The 21,729-nt window shown below is 65.9% G+C and carries 22 protein-coding genes; 9 read left to right on the top strand and 13 right to left on the bottom strand.

Annotated features, from left to right (window positions below; all coding sequences use genetic code 11):
* Positions 1-22 precede the first annotated feature (22 nt).
* The gene (locus G7B69_RS02810) at positions 23-1,924 is read left to right on the top strand and encodes a potassium transporter Kup (RefSeq protein WP_166175875.1); all 1,902 of its coding nucleotides are present in this window, start codon (positions 23-25) and stop codon (positions 1,922-1,924) included.
* 18 nt (positions 1,925-1,942) lie between these two features.
* On the opposite strand, the gene G7B69_RS02805 is transcribed toward G7B69_RS02810, so the two are convergent.
* The 6 genes from G7B69_RS02805 to G7B69_RS02780 all read right to left on the bottom strand — a co-directional run bounded on the left by G7B69_RS02805 (position 1,943) and on the right by G7B69_RS02780 (position 7,537).
* The gene (locus G7B69_RS02805) at positions 1,943-2,176 is read right to left on the bottom strand and encodes a hypothetical protein (RefSeq protein WP_166175873.1); all 234 of its coding nucleotides are present in this window, start codon (positions 2,174-2,176) and stop codon (positions 1,943-1,945) included.
* Positions 2,177-2,311: 135 nt separating this feature from the next.
* On the bottom strand, positions 2,312-2,953 hold the full coding sequence (locus tag G7B69_RS02800) for an inner membrane-spanning protein YciB (RefSeq protein WP_166175871.1): 642 nt from the start codon (positions 2,951-2,953) through the stop codon (positions 2,312-2,314).
* Positions 2,953-3,876 (bottom strand): signal recognition particle-docking protein FtsY, encoded by a 924-nt coding sequence (gene ftsY / locus G7B69_RS02795; protein ID WP_166175869.1) that lies wholly within the window; start codon positions 3,874-3,876, stop codon positions 2,953-2,955. The genes G7B69_RS02800 and ftsY overlap by 1 nt, the downstream gene beginning before the upstream one ends.
* On the bottom strand, positions 3,873-5,048 hold the full coding sequence (locus G7B69_RS02790; protein WP_166175867.1) for a MiaB/RimO family radical SAM methylthiotransferase: 1,176 nt from the start codon (positions 5,046-5,048) through the stop codon (positions 3,873-3,875). The genes ftsY and G7B69_RS02790 overlap by 4 nt, the downstream gene beginning before the upstream one ends.
* Positions 5,045-5,854: a diaminopimelate epimerase gene (gene dapF / locus G7B69_RS02785; protein ID WP_166175865.1), complete on the bottom strand. Its 810-nt coding sequence runs from the start codon at positions 5,852-5,854 to the stop codon at positions 5,045-5,047. Before dapF ends, G7B69_RS02790 begins: the two co-directional genes overlap by 4 nt.
* Before the next feature lie 42 nt (positions 5,855-5,896).
* Positions 5,897-7,537, bottom strand: a complete 1,641-nt coding sequence (locus tag G7B69_RS02780) for a putative bifunctional diguanylate cyclase/phosphodiesterase (RefSeq protein WP_166175863.1) — start codon at positions 7,535-7,537, stop codon at positions 5,897-5,899.
* Between the two features lie 87 nt (positions 7,538-7,624).
* Here G7B69_RS02780 and G7B69_RS02775 point away from each other — a divergent pair, with 87 nt between their 5' ends.
* Positions 7,625-8,038, top strand: coding sequence for an EVE domain-containing protein (locus G7B69_RS02775; protein WP_166175861.1), 414 nt, complete (start codon positions 7,625-7,627; stop codon positions 8,036-8,038).
* A gap of 83 nt (positions 8,039-8,121) precedes the next feature.
* Positions 8,122-8,292, top strand: a complete 171-nt coding sequence (locus G7B69_RS02770; protein ID WP_166175859.1) for a CsbD family protein — start codon at positions 8,122-8,124, stop codon at positions 8,290-8,292.
* A 64-nt stretch (positions 8,293-8,356) separates the two neighbouring features.
* Here G7B69_RS02770 and G7B69_RS02765 read toward each other — a convergent pair whose 3' ends face one another.
* On the bottom strand, positions 8,357-10,015 hold the full coding sequence (locus G7B69_RS02765; RefSeq protein ID WP_166175857.1) for a thiamine pyrophosphate-binding protein: 1,659 nt from the start codon (positions 10,013-10,015) through the stop codon (positions 8,357-8,359).
* Positions 10,016-10,129: 114 nt separating this feature from the next.
* Here G7B69_RS02765 and G7B69_RS02760 point away from each other — a divergent pair, with 114 nt between their 5' ends.
* Positions 10,130-10,333 (top strand): hypothetical protein, encoded by a 204-nt coding sequence (locus G7B69_RS02760; protein ID WP_166175855.1) that lies wholly within the window; start codon positions 10,130-10,132, stop codon positions 10,331-10,333.
* Here the strand turns inward: G7B69_RS02760 and G7B69_RS02755 are convergent, their stop codons facing one another.
* Positions 10,334-11,653, bottom strand: a complete 1,320-nt coding sequence (locus G7B69_RS02755; RefSeq protein WP_166175853.1) for an MFS transporter — start codon at positions 11,651-11,653, stop codon at positions 10,334-10,336.
* A 115-nt stretch (positions 11,654-11,768) separates the two neighbouring features.
* Here G7B69_RS02755 and pgsA point away from each other — a divergent pair, with 115 nt between their 5' ends.
* Positions 11,769-12,377: a CDP-diacylglycerol--glycerol-3-phosphate 3-phosphatidyltransferase gene (pgsA, locus tag G7B69_RS02750; RefSeq protein ID WP_166175851.1), complete on the top strand. Its 609-nt coding sequence runs from the start codon at positions 11,769-11,771 to the stop codon at positions 12,375-12,377.
* Here the strand turns inward: pgsA and G7B69_RS02745 are convergent.
* From G7B69_RS02745 to rnd, 4 genes are all read right to left on the bottom strand, one after another.
* Complete coding sequence (locus G7B69_RS02745) at positions 12,374-13,588, bottom strand: MFS transporter (protein WP_166175849.1); 1,215 nt, start codon at positions 13,586-13,588, stop codon at positions 12,374-12,376. The two genes, pgsA and G7B69_RS02745, sit on opposite strands and share 4 nt — an antisense overlap.
* Positions 13,589-13,755: 167 nt before the next feature.
* A complete protein-coding gene (locus tag G7B69_RS02740; protein ID WP_166175847.1) occupies positions 13,756-13,962 on the bottom strand; it encodes a cold-shock protein in 207 nt (68 codons plus the stop codon).
* A gap of 159 nt (positions 13,963-14,121) precedes the next feature.
* Positions 14,122-15,018 (bottom strand): hydrogen peroxide-inducible genes activator, encoded by an 897-nt coding sequence (locus G7B69_RS02735; protein WP_166175845.1) that lies wholly within the window; start codon positions 15,016-15,018, stop codon positions 14,122-14,124.
* Positions 15,015-16,223 (bottom strand): ribonuclease D, encoded by a 1,209-nt coding sequence (gene rnd, locus G7B69_RS02730; RefSeq protein ID WP_166175843.1) that lies wholly within the window; start codon positions 16,221-16,223, stop codon positions 15,015-15,017. The genes G7B69_RS02735 and rnd overlap by 4 nt, the downstream gene beginning before the upstream one ends.
* 127 nt (positions 16,224-16,350) lie before the next feature.
* Here rnd and aspS point away from each other — a divergent pair, with 127 nt between their 5' ends.
* A complete protein-coding gene (gene aspS / locus G7B69_RS02725; protein WP_166175841.1) occupies positions 16,351-18,144 on the top strand; it encodes an aspartate--tRNA ligase in 1,794 nt (597 codons plus the stop codon).
* 41 nt (positions 18,145-18,185) lie between these two features.
* Here the strand turns inward: aspS and G7B69_RS02720 are convergent, their stop codons facing one another.
* Positions 18,186-18,956, bottom strand: a complete 771-nt coding sequence (locus G7B69_RS02720) for a CsgG/HfaB family protein (RefSeq protein ID WP_166175839.1) — start codon at positions 18,954-18,956, stop codon at positions 18,186-18,188.
* Between the two features lie 208 nt (positions 18,957-19,164).
* On the opposite strand from G7B69_RS02720, the gene G7B69_RS02715 reads away from it, so the two are divergent.
* From G7B69_RS02715 to mltG, 3 genes are all read left to right on the top strand, one after another.
* The gene (locus G7B69_RS02715) at positions 19,165-19,401 is read left to right on the top strand and encodes an acyl carrier protein (protein WP_039094202.1); all 237 of its coding nucleotides are present in this window, start codon (positions 19,165-19,167) and stop codon (positions 19,399-19,401) included.
* 92 nt (positions 19,402-19,493) lie between these two features.
* Positions 19,494-20,756: a beta-ketoacyl-ACP synthase II gene (fabF, locus tag G7B69_RS02710; RefSeq protein ID WP_166175837.1), complete on the top strand. Its 1,263-nt coding sequence runs from the start codon at positions 19,494-19,496 to the stop codon at positions 20,754-20,756.
* Positions 20,757-20,765: 9 nt separating this feature from the next.
* Positions 20,766-21,728 (top strand): endolytic transglycosylase MltG, encoded by a 963-nt coding sequence (gene mltG, locus G7B69_RS02705; protein WP_166175835.1) that lies wholly within the window; start codon positions 20,766-20,768, stop codon positions 21,726-21,728.
* Position 21,729: the final 1 nt, after the last annotated feature.

The raw sequence follows: 21,729 nt of genomic DNA, 5'->3' as shown, positions 1-21,729 counted from the left end.
GCACACAGGGGCGCCCGTTTCGATGAGCGCGGTCCAGGTCGGCGAAGACCGCCGTACGGCGAAGCTCAAGCTTGCCGTCGGCGCGATCGGCATCGTCTTCGGCGATATCGGCACGAGCCCGATTTATGCCTTCCGCGAAACCTTCGTCGGGCCGCATCCGCTGGCCATCGACGATCTGCACATCCTGGGCGTCGTCAGCCTGATCTTCTGGTCGATGACCGTCGTCGTCTCGCTGCAGTACGTCACGATCCTGCTGCGCGCCGACAACAAGGGCGAGGGCGGCACGCTCGCGTTGGTGGCGATGCTGGGTCGCTATATCGGCGACTCGAAATGGAACTGGCTGACGGTGTTGCTGGCGGTGGCGGCGACCTCGCTGTTCTACGGCGACAGCATGATCACGCCCGCGATCTCGGTGCTCTCGGCCGTGGAAGGCTTGACCACCGTCGAGGCAGGCCTGTCGAAATGGGTCGTGCCCATCGCCCTGGTACTGCTGATCGGTCTGTTCGTGCTGCAAAAGCGCGGCACCACGAAGGTCGGCACGCTGTTCGCGCCGATCATGCTGCTGTATTTCACCACGCTCGCGGTGCTCGGGGTCTGGCACATTTTCGACTATCCGGCGATCCTGGTCGCGTTGAACCCGTGGTACGCGGTCCAGTTCTTCATGATCGACAAGACGCTGGCGTTCCTCGCGCTCGGTTCGGTGGTGCTCGCTGTGACCGGTGCCGAGGCGCTTTATTCGGACATGGGCCACTTCGGACGCGGGCCGATGCGCGTGTCGTGGTTCGGTTTCGTGATGCCATGCCTGCTGCTCAATTACTTCGGGCAGGGCGCGATGATCATCGGGCTGGGTGACGCCTCGGCGGCACAGGCGATCGAGAATCCGTTCTTTTTCATGGCGCCCGAGGTGCTGCGGCTGCCGCTGGTCCTGCTCGCCACGGCGGCTACGTTCATCGCCAGCCAGGCGGTGATCTCGGGCGCATTTTCGGTCACCCATCAGGCGGTCCAGCTCGGTTTCATCCCGCGGCTGTCGATCCTCCACACCAGCGACGAGCATCACGGGCAGATATACATTCCGCTGGTCAACTGGACGCTGATGGTCGCGGTGATCCTGCTGGTGCTGTTCTTCCGCACCTCGTCGAACCTCGCCTCGGCCTATGGCATCGCGGTGACCGGGGCGATGCTGATCGACACCTGCCTGATGGGCGTGCTGCTGATGGCGGTGTGGAAGTGGAAGTGGTGGTACGCGGTGCCGACGATGTCGGTGTTCTTCCTGGTCGACGGGGCTTATTTCAGCTCGAACATGACCAAGGTGCCCGACGGCGGCTGGTTCCCGCTGCTGATCGCCGCGTTCGCCTTCAGCTTGCTGACCACCTGGGCCAAGGGCCGCCGGCTGATGAAGGCGCGCATGGCCGAGGTCGGCCTGCCACTCGACATCTTCGCCAAGTCGGGCCGCAACAGTACCGCCAAGGTGCCCGGAACGGCGATCTTCATGAACTCGGGTTCGAGCGGCACCCCCTCGGCACTGCTGCACAACATCAAGCACAACAAGGTACTGCACGACCGGGTGGTGGTGCTGACCGTGGCGATCGCCGACGTGCCCTATGTCGACGAAGTCGATCGCACGGAGGTGCTCTCGCTCGGAGACGGATTCTACCGCGTGGTCGTGCGCTACGGCTTCATGGAAGAAACCGATGTGCCGGGCGCCCTCAAGCGGCTCGACAACATGTGCGGCGGCCCTTTCGAGATCATGCAGACGAGCTTCTTCCTCTCGCGCCAGACGCTCCTGCCGTCCGAGCACCCCGGTATGGCGCTGTGGCGCGAAAAGCTGTTCGCGTGGATGATGCGCAACGCGGCGACGCCGATGGAGTTCTTCCGCCTGCCGACCAACCGCGTGGTCGAGCTGGGGAGCCAGGTCGAAATCTAGACCTTATGGGGCCGGACCCTAGTGGTCGTTGGGCGAACGGCCGTTCAGGCCGTACGCCAGCTCGGTGATCTGCTGCGCGGCAAGCTGGGCGTTGCGGATATAGCCGCGCAACTGCTCGTCCTCGACCTTAGCGGCGAGCAGCTCAAGATTGCCGTTCACCACCTGAAGCAGGTTGTTGAGCGTGTGAGCCAGCGATTGCCCGAACTCGGCGGGCCGTTCGGCGCCGCGCCTGGCATGCTGCTCCGGAATCATCGCGACCTCCCGCTGCGTGGCGCAGCCCAGCACGCACTAACTTGTATTAGTGCGAAGCCAAAGAACAGGAAAACTGCGACAAGCAAAAGGTTCCGGCGTTAACGATGAATACTTGGGCAGATACCGTGAGGCGCCCTATTCTGGCGGCGGATTCTCGATCACTTCGTCTTCGGCCGTCGCCGCAAGGCCGTGGCGCAGGAGCATCGGCAGCTGGGTGAAGGTGAACAGAAAGCTGAGCGGCATGAACACCCACAGCTTGGCCGTCAGCCAGTCGCCGAACGAGAGCACGTGGCGCAGGGTTTCGTTGAGCGCGGCGAAGAACAGGAAAAAATAGCCCCAATTGCGGCTAAGCTTGAGCCAGCCTTCATCGCTCAGGCCCTCGAACGCGGCCTCCAGCAGCCACTGCAGAAGCGCCTTGCCGCGCAGCCAGCCGGCCAGCAGAACGGCGCCGAAGAACAAGTACAGCACCGTCGGCTTGACCTGCACGTAGAAGGGATCGCGCAGGATCACCGTGAGCCCGCCGAAGCCGACGATCAGGATCGTCGACAACATCAGCATGCGCGAAATCTTGCCCAGAACGAGCTTCGAAGCGGCGAGCGCAATTAGCGCGGCGACGATGAACGCGCCGGTGCTGCGCACGACGGCGAGGATCACGCCCAGGCTGTCGCTCTTGTCCGCCGGCGCGAACAGCCAGTAGACGGCAAAGAAGATGGCCAGCGGGCCGTAATCGATCAGCAGGTTGAGCCAGCCCGCGGCGGCTTTCTTGGCTTCGCTCATCACGCCACTCCCGCGATTACCCGCGCGACCAGGTCGGGGTCGAACGGACGCAGGTCGTCGAGTTTCTCGCCGACGCCGATCGCGTGGATCGGCAGGCCGTACTGCTCGGCGGCGGCGACGAGAACGCCGCCGCGCGCGGTGCCGTCGAGTTTGGTCATGATCAGCCCCGTCACTCCGGCGAGTTCCTTGAAAACGTCGATCTGGTTAAGCGCGTTCTGCCCGTTGGTGGCATCGAGCACCAGCACCACGTCGTGCGGCGCTTCCGGATTGAGCCGCCCGAGCACACGGCGGATCTTGGCCAGTTCGTCCATCAGCTCGCGCTTGTTCTGCAGCCGACCGGCGGTGTCGACGATCAGCGCGTCGATACCCGTGGAAGTGGCCTGCTTGACCGCGTCGAACACTACGCTCGCCGGATCTCCGCCCTCAGGGCCAGTGACGATCGCCACGCCGATGCGGTCGGCCCAGACCTTGAGCTGGCCGATCGCGGCGGCGCGAAATGTGTCGCCGGCCGCGAGCAGGACGCCGTAGTCCTGCTCCTGAAAGAGGTGCGCCAGCTTGGCGATCGTCGTGGTCTTGCCGCTGCCATTGACGCCGATCACCAGAATCACTTGGGGGCGCGGGAAGGCGGTGATCTCGAGCGGCTTGGCCACCGGCCGCAGGATCGCCGCGATTTCCTCGGCGACAGCTTCCTTGAGCTCGCGCTCGGTCATGACCAGCCCGAAGCGCTTCTCCGAGAGCCTAGCGCAGATCCGCGCGGCGGCGCCGGGGCCCAGATCGGAGAGAATCAGCGCGTCCTCGACCTCGTCGAGCGTGGCCTGGTCGAGCTTGGCCGAGGCCACGGCCGCGGTGAGGTTCTCGCTCAGGCGTTCGGTGGTCTTGCGAAAGCCCCCGAACAGCCGCTCGCGCCAACTGGGTTCGCTCACCGCAGCAAGCCTTCCTGGAGCGTGGTCGGAGTGACCGTGAGGACAGTGCTGCGCGCGGTTTGCGCCGGCAGGGCGACACGGGCGAAGTTCTCCGCATGGCCGGTCCCGTCGGCCTCCGCGACGACCGACAAGGACTGGCCGATCAGCGACCGCAGCCACCTTTCGCGCACCTCGGCCGCAGTCGCGCGCAGTTCGGCGGCGCGGCGCCTGATCGTCGCCTTATCGATCTGTGGCATTCGCGCGGCCGGAGTGCGCGGGCGCGGTGAATATGGGAACACGTGGCCGTGGACCACGCCGAGCTCGCGAATAATCGAGCGATTGGCCTCGTGCATCGTCTCGTCCTCGGTGGGGAATCCGGCGATGAGGTCCGCGCCGACGGCGATTTCGGGCCGTCGAGCCCGCAAGCGATCGACCAGCGAGGCCGCGTCGGCGCGCGAGTGGCGGCGCTTCATTCGCTTCAGAATCAGATTATCGCCGTGCTGCAGCGAAAGGTGGATATGCGGCATTACCCGCGGCTCGGCGGCGAACAATTCGAACAGCTCGTCGTCGACCTCGACGCCGTCGAGCGAAGACATGCGCAGCCGTTGCAGCCGCGGGAAAGCGTCGAGCACCGCGCGCACCAGCGCGCCGAGGCGCGGTCCACCAGGCAGATCGTGCCCCCAGCTGGTAACGTCGACCCCGGTCAGCACGAGCTCAGCCGCACCGCGGTCGAGGTGTCGTTCGACCTCGCCTAGCACCTGGGCTGGCAACAACGAGCGGCTCGGGCCGCGACCTTGCGGGATCACGCAAAAGGTGCAGGCGTGGTCGCAGCCGTTCTGCACCGCCACAAACGCCCGCGTATGGCTGGAAGGGAGGGGGGCCGGCCGGTCGGTGACGTTCCAGGCGCGGGCGTCGAGCTTGGCGGCGTTCGGCACCAGCCCGTCGACCTCGGGCATCGCCGCGAGCTGCTCACGCTCGATATCGGCGGCGCACCCGGTGACGAGCAAGCGGGCATCGGGTCGCGCCTTGCGCATCCGGCGGATCGTCTGACGCGTCTGACGGACCGCCTCGGCGGTGACTGCACAGCTGTTCACCACCACCACGTCGGGCGTGGCACCGAGCAAGGCGCGGATGCGCTCGCTCTCGGCCAGATTGAGCCGGCAGCCGAGCGAGACGACCTCGGCAGCACTCACGCGTATTCGCCCCAGTCGAAGCTGCCGCGAAAGCTTTCGCTGGCCGGACCGGTCATGATCACCCGGTTATCCTCACCCCAGCCGATCAGCAGCTTGCCGCCGGGGAGGGTGACGGTGACCTCGCGATCGACCAGCTTGCGGCGCATGGCGGCAACGGCCGTGGCGCAAGCGCCGGTGCCGCAGGCGCGAGTGAGTCCGGCGCCGCGCTCCCACACGCGCAGGCGGATATCACGGCGGTTCTCGACGGTGGCGACGTTGACGTTGACGCCTTCCGGGAACAGCGGGTCGGTCTCGATCGCCGGGCCCAGGCGCTGGAGCGGCACCTGGTCGCAATCGCGGACGAAGAACACCACGTGCGGGTTGCCGACGTTGACCGCGCTCGGCCGCTCGAGATCGTCCCACGCGACCGGCATGTCGAGCGTGTCCATCGCGTCCGAAAGCGGGATTGCGTCCCATTCGAAACGCGGCTCGCCCATGTCGACGGACACCCCGCCTTCGTCGGGCCGCACTTCGAGGATTCCGCCAGCGGTCTCGATGCGCGCCGGCCTTCCGTGCAGCAGGGCGACCGCGCGGGTGGCGTTGCCGCAGGCTTCGACCTCACCACCATCCGAGTTGCGGATGCGCATACGGAAGTCGGCGACGTCGGAGGGCTCGAGCACGATCAACTGGTCGCAGCCGATGCCGGTGCGCCGGTCGGCGAGCGCGCGAGCGACCGTGGCGCCGACCGGAGGCAACGGCTCGCTGCGCCCGTCGAGCACGACGAAGTCGTTTCCCAGGCCATGCATCTTGATGAAAGGAACGCGCATCGCCTCGCACCTAGGGACGCGCGTGGATTACTGCAATGCCGGTCAGCCGGCGGCGCGCTTGCTCTCCGGCAGCGAATGATTGGCGGGCGAAATCTCGCGCGCCGCCTGCGCCATCAGGCGCTCGAGCGTGGCCTCGGCATCCTCGGGCTTGCCGTAGAGAAATCCCTGGCCCTTGATGTCACCGAGTTTGCGCAGAGCGGCGAGGGCTTCGTCGTTCTCGATACCCTCGGCGACGATCGGGAGGCCGAGCCCCCGGCCGAGAGCGACGATCGCCGCGACGAGCTCCGAGTTGGCCCCTTCGTTGGCCAGTTCGGTAACAAAGCTGCGGTCGATCTTGAGCCGGTCGAACGGCAGCGCGCGCAGTTGCGCCAGGCTCGAGAACCCGGTGCCGAAATCGTCGAGGCTGACCTTCACGCCCTGGTTTTTCAGGCTGGTGAGGATCGAGCGAACGACAGCGATGTTCTCGTGCAGGCAGCTTTCGGTAATCTCGATCTCGAAACGCTGCGGCGGGAAGCCGCATTCGGTCAGCAGCCGCAGCAGTTTTTGCGCGAACCAGGGATCGCGCAGTTGCAGCGGCGAGATGTTGACCGCCAGCGTCAACTCGGGATTCCAGCCCTTGGCATCTTCAAGCGCCGCGCGGATCAGGCTTTCGGACAACTTGTCGATTACGCCGAGGTCTTCCGCCAGCGGAATGAACATGTCGGGACTGACGATGCCGAACTCGGGCGACTTCCACCGCGCGAGCATTTCGAACCCAACCAGCTTGCCCGTCTGGATGTCGATCTGCTGCTGGTAGTACGGCACGAATTCACCCGCGCCGATCCCTCGCCGCAATCCGCTCTCGAGCGCGTTGCGAAAGCGGATTTCGCTCTCCATCTGCGGCTCGAACCAGGCATGGCGATCGCGGCCGCTCTTCTTCGCGTGGTACATCGCGATGTCGGACCAATGGATCAGCATCTCGGCGTCCGGCTGCGAATTGCCGTTGCCCGGCTGGCGGCTGGCCGCGAGGCCGACCGAAACCGTTACGTCGATCGTCAGGTCGGCAACGGTGACGGGCGTGGAGATCGCGCCGACGATATCGGCGGCAAGGCGGTCGGCGCGAGCGCGGTCGCCCTCGTCGAAAGTGAAGGCGCAGGCGAATTCGTCACCGCCCATGCGAGCGCAGATTCCGTCGGCCGGCAGCAACCGCTCGATACGCATCGCCGTTTCTACCAGCACCGCGTCGCCGGCCTTGTGGCCGCAGCGGTCATTGATCGTCTTGAAGTTGTCGAGGTCGATCAGGAGCAGCGCCACCTCCTGCTGTTGCTCGTGCGCGACGCGCAGCATCTCGTCGATCGCCGGGGTGATGCCGCGGCGGTTGCGGCAGCCGGTGAGCGGATCGCTTTCGGCGAGCGCGCGCGCCTTTTCCTCGGCTATCCGGCGCACTCCGACTTCACGGCGAAGCTCTTCGTAGCGGCGCCAGCCGAAGATCAGCAGGGCCACGTTGAGCAACAAGGCATTGGTGAGCAACATGTCCGGCGGCTGTTGCATGCCGAGCCAGCTACGCAGGATCTGCGGCATGACGCGCCCGCCGATACCGACGAACAGGATCAACGCCGCTATCGCAATTCCCAGGGCGACAACGTCACGCTGCGCGCGCTCGAGCGGCTCGCCGGATTCGTGCGTGTTTGCGGCAGGCGGCAAGGGAACTCCCATGGGGGTTTTCGTAAGCGATTATCCTTCCCATTCGGTTAATTGCCACGTGCGACCGGCGCGGTTAGAGGCAGGGGCATGAGCAAACGCTATTGGCTGATGAAGAGCGAGCCCGCCGCTTACGGCTGGGACCGGCTGGCGAGGGATGGCGGGACCGTGTGGGACGGGGTGCGCAATCACACCGCGAAACTGAACCTGCAGGCGATGAAAGTCGGCGATCAGGCGTTCTTCTATCATTCGGTCACTGGCAAGGAGATCGTCGGCGTGGTCGAAATTACGCGCGCCGGGATGGCCGACCCGAAGGACGATACCGGGATCTGGGCGGCGGTCGAAATCAAGCCTGTCAGGACGCTCGAGCGGCCGGTGACGCTGGCCGAGATCAAGGCTGATCCCGCGCTCAAGGACATCGAACTGGTCCGCCAATCGCGGCTGTCCGTGGCCGAAATACGCCCGAAAGAGTGGGATAGAATCCTTTCAATGGCAAAGGCTTAGTTCGGGAACGTACAGCCCGCATTGGCCGTTCTTCAAGCGACGGTGGAGCGATCTGCTCCGCCACCAGCGATAGGAGAACTCCCATGGGTGAACTCAAGGACAAGACCAAAGGGATCGCCAACGAGGCGGCAGGCAACGTGAAGCAACAGTCGGGTGACCCCGACACCCGCGCCGAGGGTGAAGCGCAGGAACGCAAAGGCGAAGCTCAGAACCTCAAGGGCGAAGTCGAAGGTGCGCTCGGCAACAAGGTCTGAGCGCCGCAAAGCCAAGCAATGTTCGAGGGTCGTCCCGCGTGGGGCGGCCCTTTTTGTATAGATTTCAGTCTTTTGCGCGCAAACCGCCGACGGTGGCTCCCGCGGCGTTGAGTCGCTCGATGTCGCTTACGCAATGGAGCAGGCGGATTCCGCTTCGCCCGAGGGCCTCGTCGAGCGCCGCACCGAATTCGTCCGCCGTCTCAATGCGCGCGGCCCAGCCGCCGAAGGCGCGAGCGAGGGCGGCGAAATCGGGATTGGCAAGCTCGGTCGCGCTCACCCGGCCAGGGAATTCGCGCTCCTGGTGCATGCGGATGGTACCGTACGAACCGTTGTCGACCACGATGACGATGAGGTCCAGGGCGTACTGCGCGGCTGTCGCCAACTCCTGACCATTCATCAGGAAGTCGCCGTCGCCGGCGACCGCCACGACGCACCGGTCCGGCAGGCGCAGTTTGGCGGCAATCGCCGCGGGCACGCCGTAGCCCATCGCGCCGCAAGTCGGCGCGAGCTGCGAGGGCGACCCGGCGTAGGGCCAGTAGCGGTGCCACCAGCCCGAGAAATTGCCCGCCCCGTTGCAGATCACGCTGTCGGACGGGAGCTTGTCGCGGGCGGCGGCGAGGCAGCGGGCGAGATCGAGCCTGGTACCGTCGCGGCCCGGGGTCGACCATTCGAGCCATTCGCGGTGCGCTTCGCCTCCTGCGTCGAAGCCGATTACCGAACCGTCGTCCCACATCAGCGCGCTCTCGGCGAACTCGCCGGTATCGGCGCAGATCGCCAGGTCGGCGCGGTAGACACGGTTGAGCTCGCCGGGATCGGGATGGACGTGGACCAGCAGCTGGCCGGGATGGTCCGGCGTCACCAGCGTGTAGCCGTCGGTCGTCGCTTCGCCGAGTCGCGCCCCGACCGCAAGCACCAGGTCGGCGGCCTTGATCCGCTCGACAAGCATCGGGTTCGGCCCGTAGCCGAGATTGCCTGCGTAGACCGGCGAGGAGGGATCGATCGCGTCTTGCCGGCGAAACGCAGTTGCAACCGGCAGGCCGAGCCGCTCGGCAAACATCTGGAAATAGGTTCGCGCCTTGGCATCCCATCCGGCGCCGCCGACGATCGCCACCGGCGCCGCCGCATCGGCCAGCATCGCCCGCAGGGTCGTCAGGGCGTCGGGGCAGGGCGCTTGCGCAGGGCGATGGACGAACGGACGCGGGGCGGCACCGCCCGCCGGATCGGACAGCATGTCTTCGGGCAGCGCGAGCACCACCGGGCCGGGGCGGCCGGAGATCGCGGTGGCATAGGCTCGGGCGATGAACTCCGGAATGCGCGCCGCGTCGCCGATCCGCGCGGCCCACTTGGCAATGGGGCCGAAGAACGCCTCGAAGTCGATCTCCTGGAAGCCCTCGCGCCCGCGCATGCCGCGCGCGACGTCGCCGACGAACAGGATCAGCGGTTGCGAATCCTGGAACGCGACGTGGACGCCGATGCTGGCGTTGGTCGCACCCGGGCCGCGCGTAACGAAGGCGACCCCGGGGCGACCCGTGATCGCGCCATCGGCGCAGGCCATGAACGCGGCGCCGCCTTCCTGGCGGCAAGTGATCGTCTCGATGCTCGGATGGCCGTGGAGGGCGTCGAGCACCGGAAGGAAGCTTTCGCCCGGCACCGTGAAGACGCGGCCGCAATCCTGCTCGGCGAGCGATGCGACCAGAAGCTCGGCGGCGCTCGGGGTAGTCATGGCCGCGCGGTAGGCTGAGCGCCGATCTAAGGCAATGGGACGGTTAATGTCCCTGCGGTGGACATCCCCCACATGCGGGGTGCCGAATGGTAACTCGTGCGTTAACTTGTGACTATGAGACGCTACCTAGTCCTCACCGACGAGAGCCGCCGGCATCCTTTCCTGGCGAGCCTTCCCCCCCACATTCGCCGGACGGGGCGCAATGCGCCGCCGAACCGGCCCACGCTCCTGGCGCCTCCGATCGGCGCCGAGGACGTGCGCCTGTTCCTGATGGCCTATTGCGCCTGCCTGCTGGCGGTCGCGACTTTTATCTTCTGATCATTCGGCGGCTGCGGCCGCCGCTTCGCGCTCGGCCCGGTGGAGCATCCACCCGAGCCAGGCCGAAATCAGGCACATCGCGGCGCTGAGCAGCACTTGTTCGACCAGCGGGACGCCGGCCCAGCTGAGCCCGCCGGCGAACAGCGCGCCGATCACCATGGCGCCCGAATTGACGATATTGTTCGCCGCCACGGTCCGCGCGGCCTGCCCGGGATCGACCTTGGTCGTGAGGAAGGCATAGAGCGGCACAACGAACATGCCGCCGGCGATGGCGATGAAGAGCAGCGAAACCAGCACCGGTATGGCCAGCGGCTGGGCCAGGAACTCCGGCACGTTCATCAGCGCGCCGCCGACGTGGACGCTCCACACCCGGCACACGAGGTAGAAGCAAGCCACGGACAATCCCATCGCCAGCACCGACGCGGGCGCGTGGCGCGCCGAGACGTCGCCTTTGAGCAGCGCGTTGACCGCCACCGACCCGATCGCGACACCGATCGAGAAGACCACGAGGAACAGACTGGCCACTTCCTTGCTTGCCAGCAGCACGTTCTTGGCCAGCGGCGGGAACTGGATGAACAGCACCGTGCCGATGGTCCAGAAGAAGCTGATTGCCAGAATCGCGTAGAAGACTTCGCGGTCGTGCATCGTATTGCGCACGAGCGCGATCGAGGCGCGGATCACGTGGCGGTCGATCGGTTGCTCGGGCACCAGCGGCGGAGCCGGAGGCACGCTCAGGCTGGTCAGATAACCGAGCAGTGCGGTGACCACCACCCCGCCGGCGGCGACCTCGACCGGAATCCACCCCGCAAGGATCGTCCCGGCAAGGATCGCGACGTAGGTGCCCGCCTCGACCAGGCCGGTCCCGGCGAGCACTTCGTCCTTGTGCAGGTGCTGCGGCAGGATCGCGTACTTGATCGGCCCCATGAAGGTCGAGTGGACGCCCATTGCCAGCAGCGCGAGCATCATGAGCGGAATCGCGACGGTGCTGATCAGATGCCCGCTCCAGGCGATCATCAGCCCGGCGCCGCCGACCATCATGATGCCGATCTCCGCCAGCTTGATCCAGCGGATGATCATCGACTTGTCGCGCATGTCGGCGAGCTGGCCGGAAAGCGCCGAGAGGATGAAGAACGGCAGGATGAACAAGCCCGAGGCGACCGCCGAGAACTGTCCTTCCGCCTGCTCGGAGTTGTACACCCCATAGACCACGAACAGGACCATCGCATTCTTGTACAGGTTGTCGTTGAACGCGTTGAACAGCTGGGTGGCGAACAGCGGCAGAAAACGGCGTTGGCGCAACAAGTAGGTCGATGTCAGCATGCGTGGCGCTTCGCGGCCTCTTCCCGAGATTTCGCGCGACCCTAGCGTGCCGTTCGGGGGCCGCAAGGGTGAAGCGGGTTTTGCCCGGCGCGGTTCCACGCTACGGCGGATCCAGATGCTCACCTTGCCGAACATCCTGACCCTCTCGCGCATTCTCACCGTGCCGCTGCTGGCGTTCCTGCTGTGGTGGCCCGAGTGGCAGCTGGGCTATGCGCTTGCCTTCGTGCTCTACTGCCTGATGGGAATCACCGATTACTTCGACGGCTACGTCGCCCGCTCGAGCGGCGCGGTGTCACGGCTCGGCGTGTTCCTCGATCCGATCGCCGACAAGATCATGGTTGCCGCCGTGATTCTGGTGCTGACCGCGCAAGGATATCTGCGCGGGCCCTACGTCGGCGATGCTCACGTCATCGCCGGGCTTATCATCCTGATGCGCGAAATCGCCGTCTCGGGCCTGCGCGAGTTCCTTGGCGGAATTCAGGTCTCGATGCCGGTCACCCGCCTGGCCAAGTGGAAGACCACGTTCCAACTGGTGTCGCTCGGCGCGCTGATCTTCGGCGGGGCGGTCGAAGGTGTGCCGTGCCATTCGCGGCTCGAATACTGCGGCACGCTCGCCCACCAGTGGATCCACCTGGTCGGCCTGACCACCCTGTGGGCCGCGGCTATCCTGACGCTGATCACCGGCTGGGACTATCTGCGGGTCGGCCTCAAGCACATGGACTAGGCCGTCGCGAACCGTGCTTGCCGTTCGCGCCGCATCCACAGCAGCACCAGCGGCAGCAGCGCGAGGCAGGCGAGCAGCGACATCCCGGCGTCTGTCGTCAGCGCTCCAGCCAGCCCGGCGCGGCCATAACCCTGTCCGTCGAGCGCCTGCATATAAGTGATCGGAAACGCGGTGGCGGCCTGCAGCAAGCCGAACTGGGTCGAGGCGAGCGGGTTGTCCTCGCCGATGGTGCGGAAGATGATCGTCGCCTCGACGACGAAAGCGGCCGACTGGAACACGTTCTCGCCGACCATGGCGAGCGCGAATACAGCCGGTACGCGCGGCAGGACGAGCAGCGACAGCGTGAACAGCGCGCCCGCGCTGCCGATCAGGAGGTAGAGAACAAGCGGCGGCATGCGCTTGACCAGCGCCGGCACGAACAGCGCTCCGCACACTGCCGCGGCGGTGACGCCGGTTCCGGCGAGCACGGCGACGAAGCGCTCCGAGGCGGCGAAGTCATGGCCAAGCCCGCCGAGCGAGTTGGTGAGGGCGAAGGACGAGGCCGGCAGACAGAACAGCAGCAAAGTTCGCAGCACCACGCGGCTGCGGAGCAATTGGCCGAGATCGCGCAGGAGCGTGCCAAAACTTTCCCGCGCGCTGCGCCGCTCCGCGCTCGAGACCGGCACGACGACCAGCAGCAGCAACGGGCAGGCTATCGCCAGTGCCACCGCCGGCGGTCCCCAGCCGTCCGGCAGGCCGCGCAGCAAGCTGATGAACAGGATTGCGCCGAGACCGAAGCCGGCGACGTTGCCGATGGTGAAAGTCGCGCCGAGGCGTCCTTCGTCGCCTTCAGGCACCAGATTGCCGAGCCATCCGCCAAGCGCGTTGTAGAACAGATTGGAGAACAGGAATCCGAGAACCAGGCTTGCGGTAAGGATGCCGGGGGAATCCAGCTGGAGGAGGGCGAACCATCCGGTGAGCGCGGATAGCGCGCCGAAAACCAGAGCGTAGCTCCGCCGGCTGAAGCGCACGTCGAGGATCGGCGCGAGCAGGAAGCCGCAGAAGGTCGGAATCATGGCCGCCGCCGTGATCGAAGCGATGATTGGCTGTGGAACGTGCAGCGCCGCGAGCAACTGCGGCACGGTGATCAGCACGAGAGCGCCGTACATCCCGAACGGCAGATTCGCGAGGCCCATCCAGGCGATCGGGATTGATAATCGAAGCGTGTTCATGCGGTTGACCCCCCCGGGCCGTCAGCCAGCGGTGAGCATGCCCGGCGCGACGCGGCAGGGTAGCACATGTGCCGCGGCAAGTCGCTCGGCTTCGCATTCCGCACGCCGCACGAAAAAGGGGACGGATGCTGCGCACCCGTCCCCCTTTCTTGTCGCTTGAAGCGGCTTTAGGCGTCCTTGAGATCGACCGCGCTGGTCTTGCCGCGCTGATCGTTCTGCAGCTCGTAGGACAGGCGCTGGTCCTTCTCGAGGGTGCTCATCCCGGCCGCCTGGACGGCCGTCATGTGCACGAAAGCATCGCTGCCGCCGGCTTCGTTGGTGATGAAGCCGTAGCCCTTGCCGTTGTCGAAAAATTTCACTGTGCCGATAGGCATATCTAATTCCTTCTTGGGTTGGAGACCGAAGACCGGCCTCCTTGCGCTAGGAGAAGCGGAGAGAAGGAAGAAGGAGCCGCAAAGCGCCGAAGACCGTCAATTTGCGACTGTAGCGAGCGGTATATGGGGGGCGGATGGCCGAATATAAGCCCTAGCGCATCAACCCGCCCGCAATTCCGTCGCCAGCAACCTGAATTCCTCGGCCCGCGGCGAGTTCTTGCGCCAGATGAGGGCGATCTCGCGGTTGGCGTGCGGGGCCTTGAGCGGGCGGGCGACGACGTGGGTCTCGTGAAGGATTCCGGCGTCTATGGCCATCTTCGGCAACATCGTCACACCCAGGCCGTTGTCGACCATCTGTACCAGGGTGTGCAGGCTGGTGCCGATCATCGTCGCACTGGGGCGCAGCTCGGGACGGTTGCACGCGGCCAGCGCGTGTTCCTTGAGGCAGTGCCCGTCCTCGAGCAGCAGCAGACGGCCTTCGTCGATCATCGCCGGAGTGACTTCAGCGGGTGGATTGCGCGGCTCGTCTTGCGGGAAGGCCACGTAGAGCTGGTCGATGGCGATGGTCTCCTTGTCGACTTCGCCGGTCGGGAAGGGGAGCGCGAGCAGGACGCAATCGGCACGGCCGTGGTGGAGCGATTCGAGCGCGGCATCGCTGGTCTCCTCCCGGAGGAACAGCTTGAGCTGTGGGCGCTCCTTGCGCAGGCGCGGAAGCATTCGCGGAAGCAGGAACGGGGCGATCGTCGGGATCACGCTCATCCTGAGTTCGCCGGCGAGCGGCTTGCCGCTGGCCTGGACGAGGTCGCTAAGCTCCTCCGCCTCGCGCAGCAGCTTGTGCGCCTTGTCGACGACGCTGTTGCCGAGCGGAGTGAAACGAACCACGCGGCGGCTGCGCTCGACCAGCGTAACCCCGAGCAGCGATTCGAGTTCGCGAATGCCGGCCGAGAGCGTCGATTGCGACACGAAGCACGATTCCGCCGCGCGTCCGAAATGCCCGTGCTCGTGCAGCGCCACGAGATATTGCAACTGCTTGATTGTCGGAAGGTAGGTGGTCACTCCGCCGCGTTCTCGCGAAGCTCCGCGCTCTCGATCACGACGTCATCGATGTGAGTCATCTTCAATCGCCCATTCTCGACTGCGAAGGCGAGCTTGCCCTCGACCAGCTCGAGCGCGTCGCGGCCGAAGATCTCGTAGCGCCAGCCTTGCAGCACCGGCAGGTCGCGCACGCCAGCCGCCAGCAATTCGAGCTCGTCGGACCGGGTGAGCAGGCGGCTGGCGACGTCGATCTCGCGCGTGCGGATCTTGAGCAGCAGCTTGAGCAGGTCGGCGACGAGCGCGCCTTCCTTGCCGAGCGGGGCGCCGCGCTTGGGCTTGTCGGGCAGTTCCTCGCCCGGCAGCGGTTCGGCCTTGGCGAGGACCTTCATCAGCCGCTTGCCGATGTCGTTGTCCTTCCACGCCTGGCTCAGCCCGCGGACCTTGGCCAGTTCGGCCTGCGTCTTGGGCGGATGGCTGGCGAGGTCGGCGAGGGTTTCGTCGCGCATGATCCGGCCGCGCGGGATATCTTTCGCCTGCGCTTCGCTCTCGCGCCACGCCGCGAGCGCCTTGAGCCGGCCGAGCACGATCGGGCTGCGGCTCGGCGGGCGGATGCGGTGCCAGGCGGTTTCGAGGTCGTTGGCGTAGTTCGCCGGGTCGGCGAGCTTCTCCATCTCCGCGTCGAGCCAGCTGCCGCGCCCGGTCTTGATCAGCTTCTTGAGCAGGCGCGGGAAGATCTTGGCGAGGTAGGTCACGTCGCCGATCGCGTATTCGATCTGCCGCTCGGTCAGCGGGCGGCGGCTCCAGTCGGTGAAGCGCGCGCCCTTGTCGATCGTCTTGCCCATCCAGCTTTCGACCAGGTTGGCATAGCCGATCTGCTCGGACTGGCTGACCGCCATCATCGCGATCTGGGTGTCGAAGATCGGGTGCGGGGTGCGCCCGGTGAGGTTGTAGATGATCTCGACGTCCTGCCCGCCGGCGTGGAAGACCTTGAGCACGTCCTCGTTGTTGCAGAACAGCTCGAGCATCGGCGTGAGGTCGATGCCGTCGGCGAGCGGGTCGATGGCCGCCGCTTCCTCTTCGTTACCGAGCTGCACCAGGCACAGCAGCGGGTAGAAGGTGTTCTCGCGCATGAATTCGGTGTCGACGCAGACGAAGTCGCCTTGCGCCAGCCGCTCGCAGAGTTCGGCCAGTTCCTCGGTTTTGGTAATCAGCGGGTGTATTTTCATCGTCGGTTTTCTATAGGGCGCGCAGACCGGCGCCCATGTGCATGCAGGTCGGCTTGACAAGCGAAAGGCCATCGCCTGTTAGCGCCGGCTCCCTAGCGCCATAAACCGCTCAAACGAAAGAGTCTCGATGCACGCCTACCGTTCCCACAACTGTGCCGCGCTTCGCGAAAGCGACGTTGGCGAGACCGTGCGTGTTTCCGGGTGGGTGCACCGCAAGCGCGACCATGGCGGGATTCTCTTCGTCGACCTGCGCGACCACTACGGCATGACGCAGATCGTCGCGGACACGGATTCGCCGGCGCTCGAACTACTCGAGGGGCTGCGTCTGGAATCGGTCGTAACGATCGACGGCGAGGTCAAGGCGCGCACGCCCGAGACGGTCAATCCGAACCTGCCGACCGGCGCGGTCGAGATCTATGCCCGCGCCGCCACCGTGCAGAGCCGGGCTGAAGAGCTGCCGATGCCGGTGGCCGGCGAGCAGGAATATCCCGAGGACATCCGCCTCAAGTACCGCTTCCTCGACCTGCGGCGCGAGTCGATGCACCGCAACGTCATGCTCCGCAGCCAGGTCATCGCGTCGCTGCGCCGGCGGATGCACGAACAGGGCTTCATGGAGTTCCAGACGCCGATCCTCAGCGCCTCGAGCCCCGAGGGCGCGCGCGACTTCCTAGTGCCGAGCCGGCTGCATCCCGGCACGTTCTACGCGCTTCCGCAGGCGCCGCAGATGTTCAAGCAGCTGCTGATGGTCGCCGGCTTCGACCGCTATTTCCAGATCGCCCCGTGCTTCCGCGACGAGGACTTGCGCGCCGACCGTTCGGCCGAATTCTACCAGCTCGACTTCGAGATGAGCTTCGTGACGCAGGAAGATGTGTTCAACGCGCTCGAGCCGGTGCTTGCCGGCTGCTTCGAGGAATTCGCCGGCGGCAAAAGCGTGACTCCGGCGGGCACGTTCCCGCGCATTCCTTACGCCGAGGCGATGCTCAAGTACGGGACCGACAAGCCCGACCTGAGAAATCCGCTGGTTATCGCCGATGTCTCGCAGCATTTCGAGACAAGCGGCTTCGGCCTGTTCGAGAAAATCGTCGGCTCGGGCGGCGTGGTCCGCGCGGTTCCGGCGCCAGGCACCGCCGAGAAGAGCCGCAAGTTCTTCGACGACATGAACGAGTGGGCGCGCAAGGAAGGATTTGCCGGGCTCGGTTACGTCACCCGCAAGGGCGGGGAGTTCGGTGGCCTGATCGCCAAGAACCACGGCCCGGAGAACATGGAGCGGCTCTACGCCGAGCTCGGCCTCGGAGCCGACGACGGTCTCTTCTTCGCCGCCGGCAAGGCCAGCGAGGCGACCAAGCTCGCCGGCGCCGCGCGCACTCGCGTGGGCGAGGAGCTGGGCCTCATCGAACAGGGCTGTTTCAAGTTCTGCTGGATCGTCGATTTCCCGATGTACGAGTACGACGAGGACCTCAAGAAGATCGACTTCAGCCACAACCCCTTCTCGATGCCGCAAGGCGAGATGGACGCGCTCGAGAACCAGGATCCGCTGACGATCCTCGCCTGGCAGTACGACATCGTCTGCAACGGCTACGAGCTATCGTCGGGCGCGATCCGGAACCACCGGCCGGAGATCATGTACAAGGCGTTCGAGATCGCCGGCTACTCGCAGGCAGACGTCGACGCCAACTTCTCGGGCATGATCGAGGCGTTCAAGCTCGGCGCGCCGCCGCACGGAGGCTCGGCTCCGGGGATCGACCGCATCGTCATGCTGCTGGCCCACGAGCCCAACATCCGCGAGGTCATCGCTTTCCCGATGAACCAGCGCGCGCAGGACCTGATGATGGGCGCGCCGTCGCAAGTCGGCATCAAGCAGCTGCGCGAGCTGCATATCCGCACGGTCGAGCCGCCCAAGGCGGAGACCACCGGCTCGTAAGAGCTCCCTGTCCCCGCTGCGCAGGGACCGGGAGAATTGGATCACTTCGCCTGGGGTGCCGCCGCCGACGGGTCGTCGGGCAGTCCGCCGAACTGGTTGACCAGCTTGGTATAGGCGTCGAGGTAGGCGAGCACGATAACCTGGCCGATGTCGGTGTCGCTGTATCCCGTGGCGCCGGCCGCGGCGAAACCGCCCCACCAGCCGCCGCCACCGCCGCCGCCGAACGACACGTCCGACTTGCGGGCATAGCCCTGGATCAGCGCTTCTTCCTCCGTCGTGCGGGCGTTGACGAGCGATAGCGTCACGCTCGCTTCTTTCTTGTTGATGCTCACGTTGCCGGCGATCCCGCCGAGCAGGCCATGGCCGAGCAATCCGCCGGCGACTGCGCCGAGGCCGCCGCCGCCGCTATGAGCATTGCTGGTCACGATATCGGGCTGCAGGAAGTAGTCCGCAGCCTTGACCTGGCCCTTGCCGATGTTCGAGTTGTCCTGCAGCTCGCCGTTATCGGCCAGCGCGCGTTCCATCGCCCGGCTTTGCATCGAGCGGCCGCGGTTGACGATCGAGAAGCAGCCCGATTCCTGGACGAAGACCTTGATCACCGCCTCAGGGCTGCCGAGGTTGTACTGGCGCCACCACTGGTCGTCGGGTTCGACGATGGCCACCGTGCCGATCTTGTGGGTGCAATGCGGAATTTGCGCCTGCCCTTTTTTCTGCGCCTTCTGCCCTGACGACTCGCCCTTGGCGCTCGCAACGGTTGCTCCGGCGAGGAAACAGATCGCCGTCGCCGCACCCAAAATAGTCCGTAATTTCATGAACAAGCTCCCCCGATCCGTCTCGTCACGACAAGGCTGGCGATGGTACCGCCCCTCCGACGTGACCCTGCGATCGTGTAGCAAGATCGCGAGCGAATTGCACCACCGACGAGGCGTCGGGGGCAAATTCCATGGCACTTGCCACCGCGCGCGGCGTTCATTAGGGCAAAACCCAAATCCAACATCCCATTTTCGAGAAGGGCATCACATGAGCGACACCGCCGACCGCGTTAAGAAGATCGTCGTCGAGCATCTCGGCGTCGAGGAAGACAAGGTCACGCCGGACGCGAGCTTCATCGACGATCTGGGCGCCGACAGCCTCGACATCGTCGAGCTGGTGATGGCCTTCGAAGAGGAATTCGGCGTCGAGATTCCCGACGATGCTGCGGAAAAGATCAACACCGTCGGCGATGCCAACAAGTACATCGAAGAGCACAAGGGCTAAGACCCGCTCGCCCGCGCGGACGGTCCCGCCGGTCGCGGACGGGTAAGGAAGGCTCAGCCCACGGCTGGGCCTTCGTGTTTCGGAGAAAGAACATGCGCCGTGTCGTGGTAACCGGACTGGGCCTGGTAACGCCGCTGGGAAGCGACGTCGAAACGACCTGGGCGAATATCCTCGCCGGGAAGAGCGGCGCGGGACCGATCACCCATTTCGATGCGAGCGAGTACAAGTGCCGCATTGCCTGCGAGGTCAAGCCCGCCGATCACGAATACGGCTTCGATCCCGACAAGCGCATCGACCACAAGGTGCAGCGCCAGGTCGACCCTTTCATCATCTTCGGGCTCGACGCCGCCGGACAGGCAATCGAGGATGCCGGCCTGCTCGAGATGGACGAGGCCACACGGCTGCGCGCCGGCTGCTCGATCGGCTCAGGCATCGGCGGGCTGCCGGGGATCGAGAAGGAATCGATCGTCCTTTACGAGAAGGGTCCGGGGCGGGTTTCGCCGCACTTCGTCCACGGACGCCTGATCAACCTGATCAGCGGCCAGGTCTCCATCAAGTACGGGTTGATGGGCCCCAACCACGCGGTGGTCACCGCCTGTTCGACCGGTGCGCATTCGATCGGCGACGCGGCCCGGATGATCAAGGACGGTGACGCCGACATCATGCTGGCCGGCGGGGCGGAAGCCACCATCTGCCCGATCGGCATCGCCGGGTTCGCCCAGGCGCGCGCGCTGAGCACCAATTTCAACGACGAGCCGACCCGCGCCAGCCGCCCGTATGATGAAGCGCGCGACGGATTCGTGATGGGCGAGGGCGCGGGCGTTCTCGTGCTCGAGGAATACGAGCACGCCAAGGCGCGCGGCGCGAAGATCTATGCCGAAGTGGTCGGTTACGGCCTTTCCGGCGATGCCTACCACGTCACGGCCCCGCACCCGGAGGGCTCAGGCGCGTATCGCTCGATGGAAATGGCCTTGCGCAAGGCGGGCATCAGCCCGTCCGAGATCGACTACATCAACGCCCACGGGACGTCGACGCCGCTTGGCGACGAGCTCGAACTAGGCGCGGTACGGCGGTTGTTCGGCGATGCCATCCAGACGGTGTCCATGAGCAGCACCAAGTCGGCGATCGGTCATCTGCTCGGCGGCGCGGGTGCGGTCGAGAGCATCTTCTGCATCCTCGCGATGCGCGACCAGATCGCTCCGCCGACGCTCAACCTCGACAATCCCTCGGCGGGCTGCGAGGGCGTCGACCTCGTGCCGCACAAGGCCAAGCCGCGGCCGATCAAGGCGGTGCTCAACAACAGCTTCGGCTTCGGCGGTACCAACGCCAGCCTGGTGATGAAGCAGGTCGATTAGGACCCTCACGTGAAACATCGCGGCCGCATCGCGGCCATCGTCATTGCCATCCTCGCGCTGGTCTTCATCGCCGGCTGGTGGGGCTCAGGCGTCGTCGACAAGGACGTCGACTTCGTCGTCCCGCGCGGCGCCACCCTGACCACGGTCGCCCAGAAACTCGAGAAGGAGCATGTGATCGGCTCGGCCGGCGGGTTCCTCTGGCGCGCCAAGCTGTTCGGCAGCTCCGATCCGATCAAGGCCGGCGAGTTCCGCTTGCCCAAGGGCTCGAGCCGGGCGGCGATCCTCGACATCCTCCAGCACGGCAAGCCGATCCGCCGCTTCGTCACGGTCCCGGAAGGGATGCCGGCGATCATGGTCTACGAGCGGCTGATCGGTCAGCCGCTGCTGACCGGCCCGGTCGCGGTCCCGGCGGAAGGCTCGGTGCTGCCCGAAAGCTACGACTTCGAGCGCGGCGAGGCGCGCGCCGCGGTGCTCGCGCGCATGCAGGCCGCGATGGCGAGGACTCTCAAGGCGCTGTGGGCCAAGCGCACGCCCGGTTCGTGTCCGATCGACACGCCCCGCGAGGCCGTGACGCTCGCCTCGATCGTGGAGAAGGAAACGGCCAAGCCCGCCGAGCGGCCGATCGTCGCCGGCGTCTATTGCAACCGGCTGCGCATCGGCATGAAGCTCGATGCCGATCCGACGGTGATCTACCCGATCACCAAGGGCAAGCCGCTCGGCCGCCGGATCCTCAAGTCCGAGTTGAACGCGATCACCGGCTACAACACCTATCGCGAGGTCGGCCTGCCCGCCGGCCCGATCACCAACCCCGGCCGGGCGAGCCTCGCCGCGGTGCTCAACCCGAAGCCGAGCGATTACCTCTACTTCGTGGCCGACGGCCGCGGCGGGCATGTCTTCGCCCGGACGCTCGCCGAGCAGGAGGACAACAAGGCCAAGTGGTTCGCGATCCGCCGCGCGCGCGGTGAGATGTGAC

This window comes from Croceibacterium segetis (assembly GCF_011320115.1).
Taxonomy (GTDB): Bacteria; Pseudomonadota; Alphaproteobacteria; order Sphingomonadales; family Sphingomonadaceae; genus Croceibacterium_B; species Croceibacterium_B segetis.
This window is presented reverse-complemented; position numbering and strand designations above follow the sequence as displayed.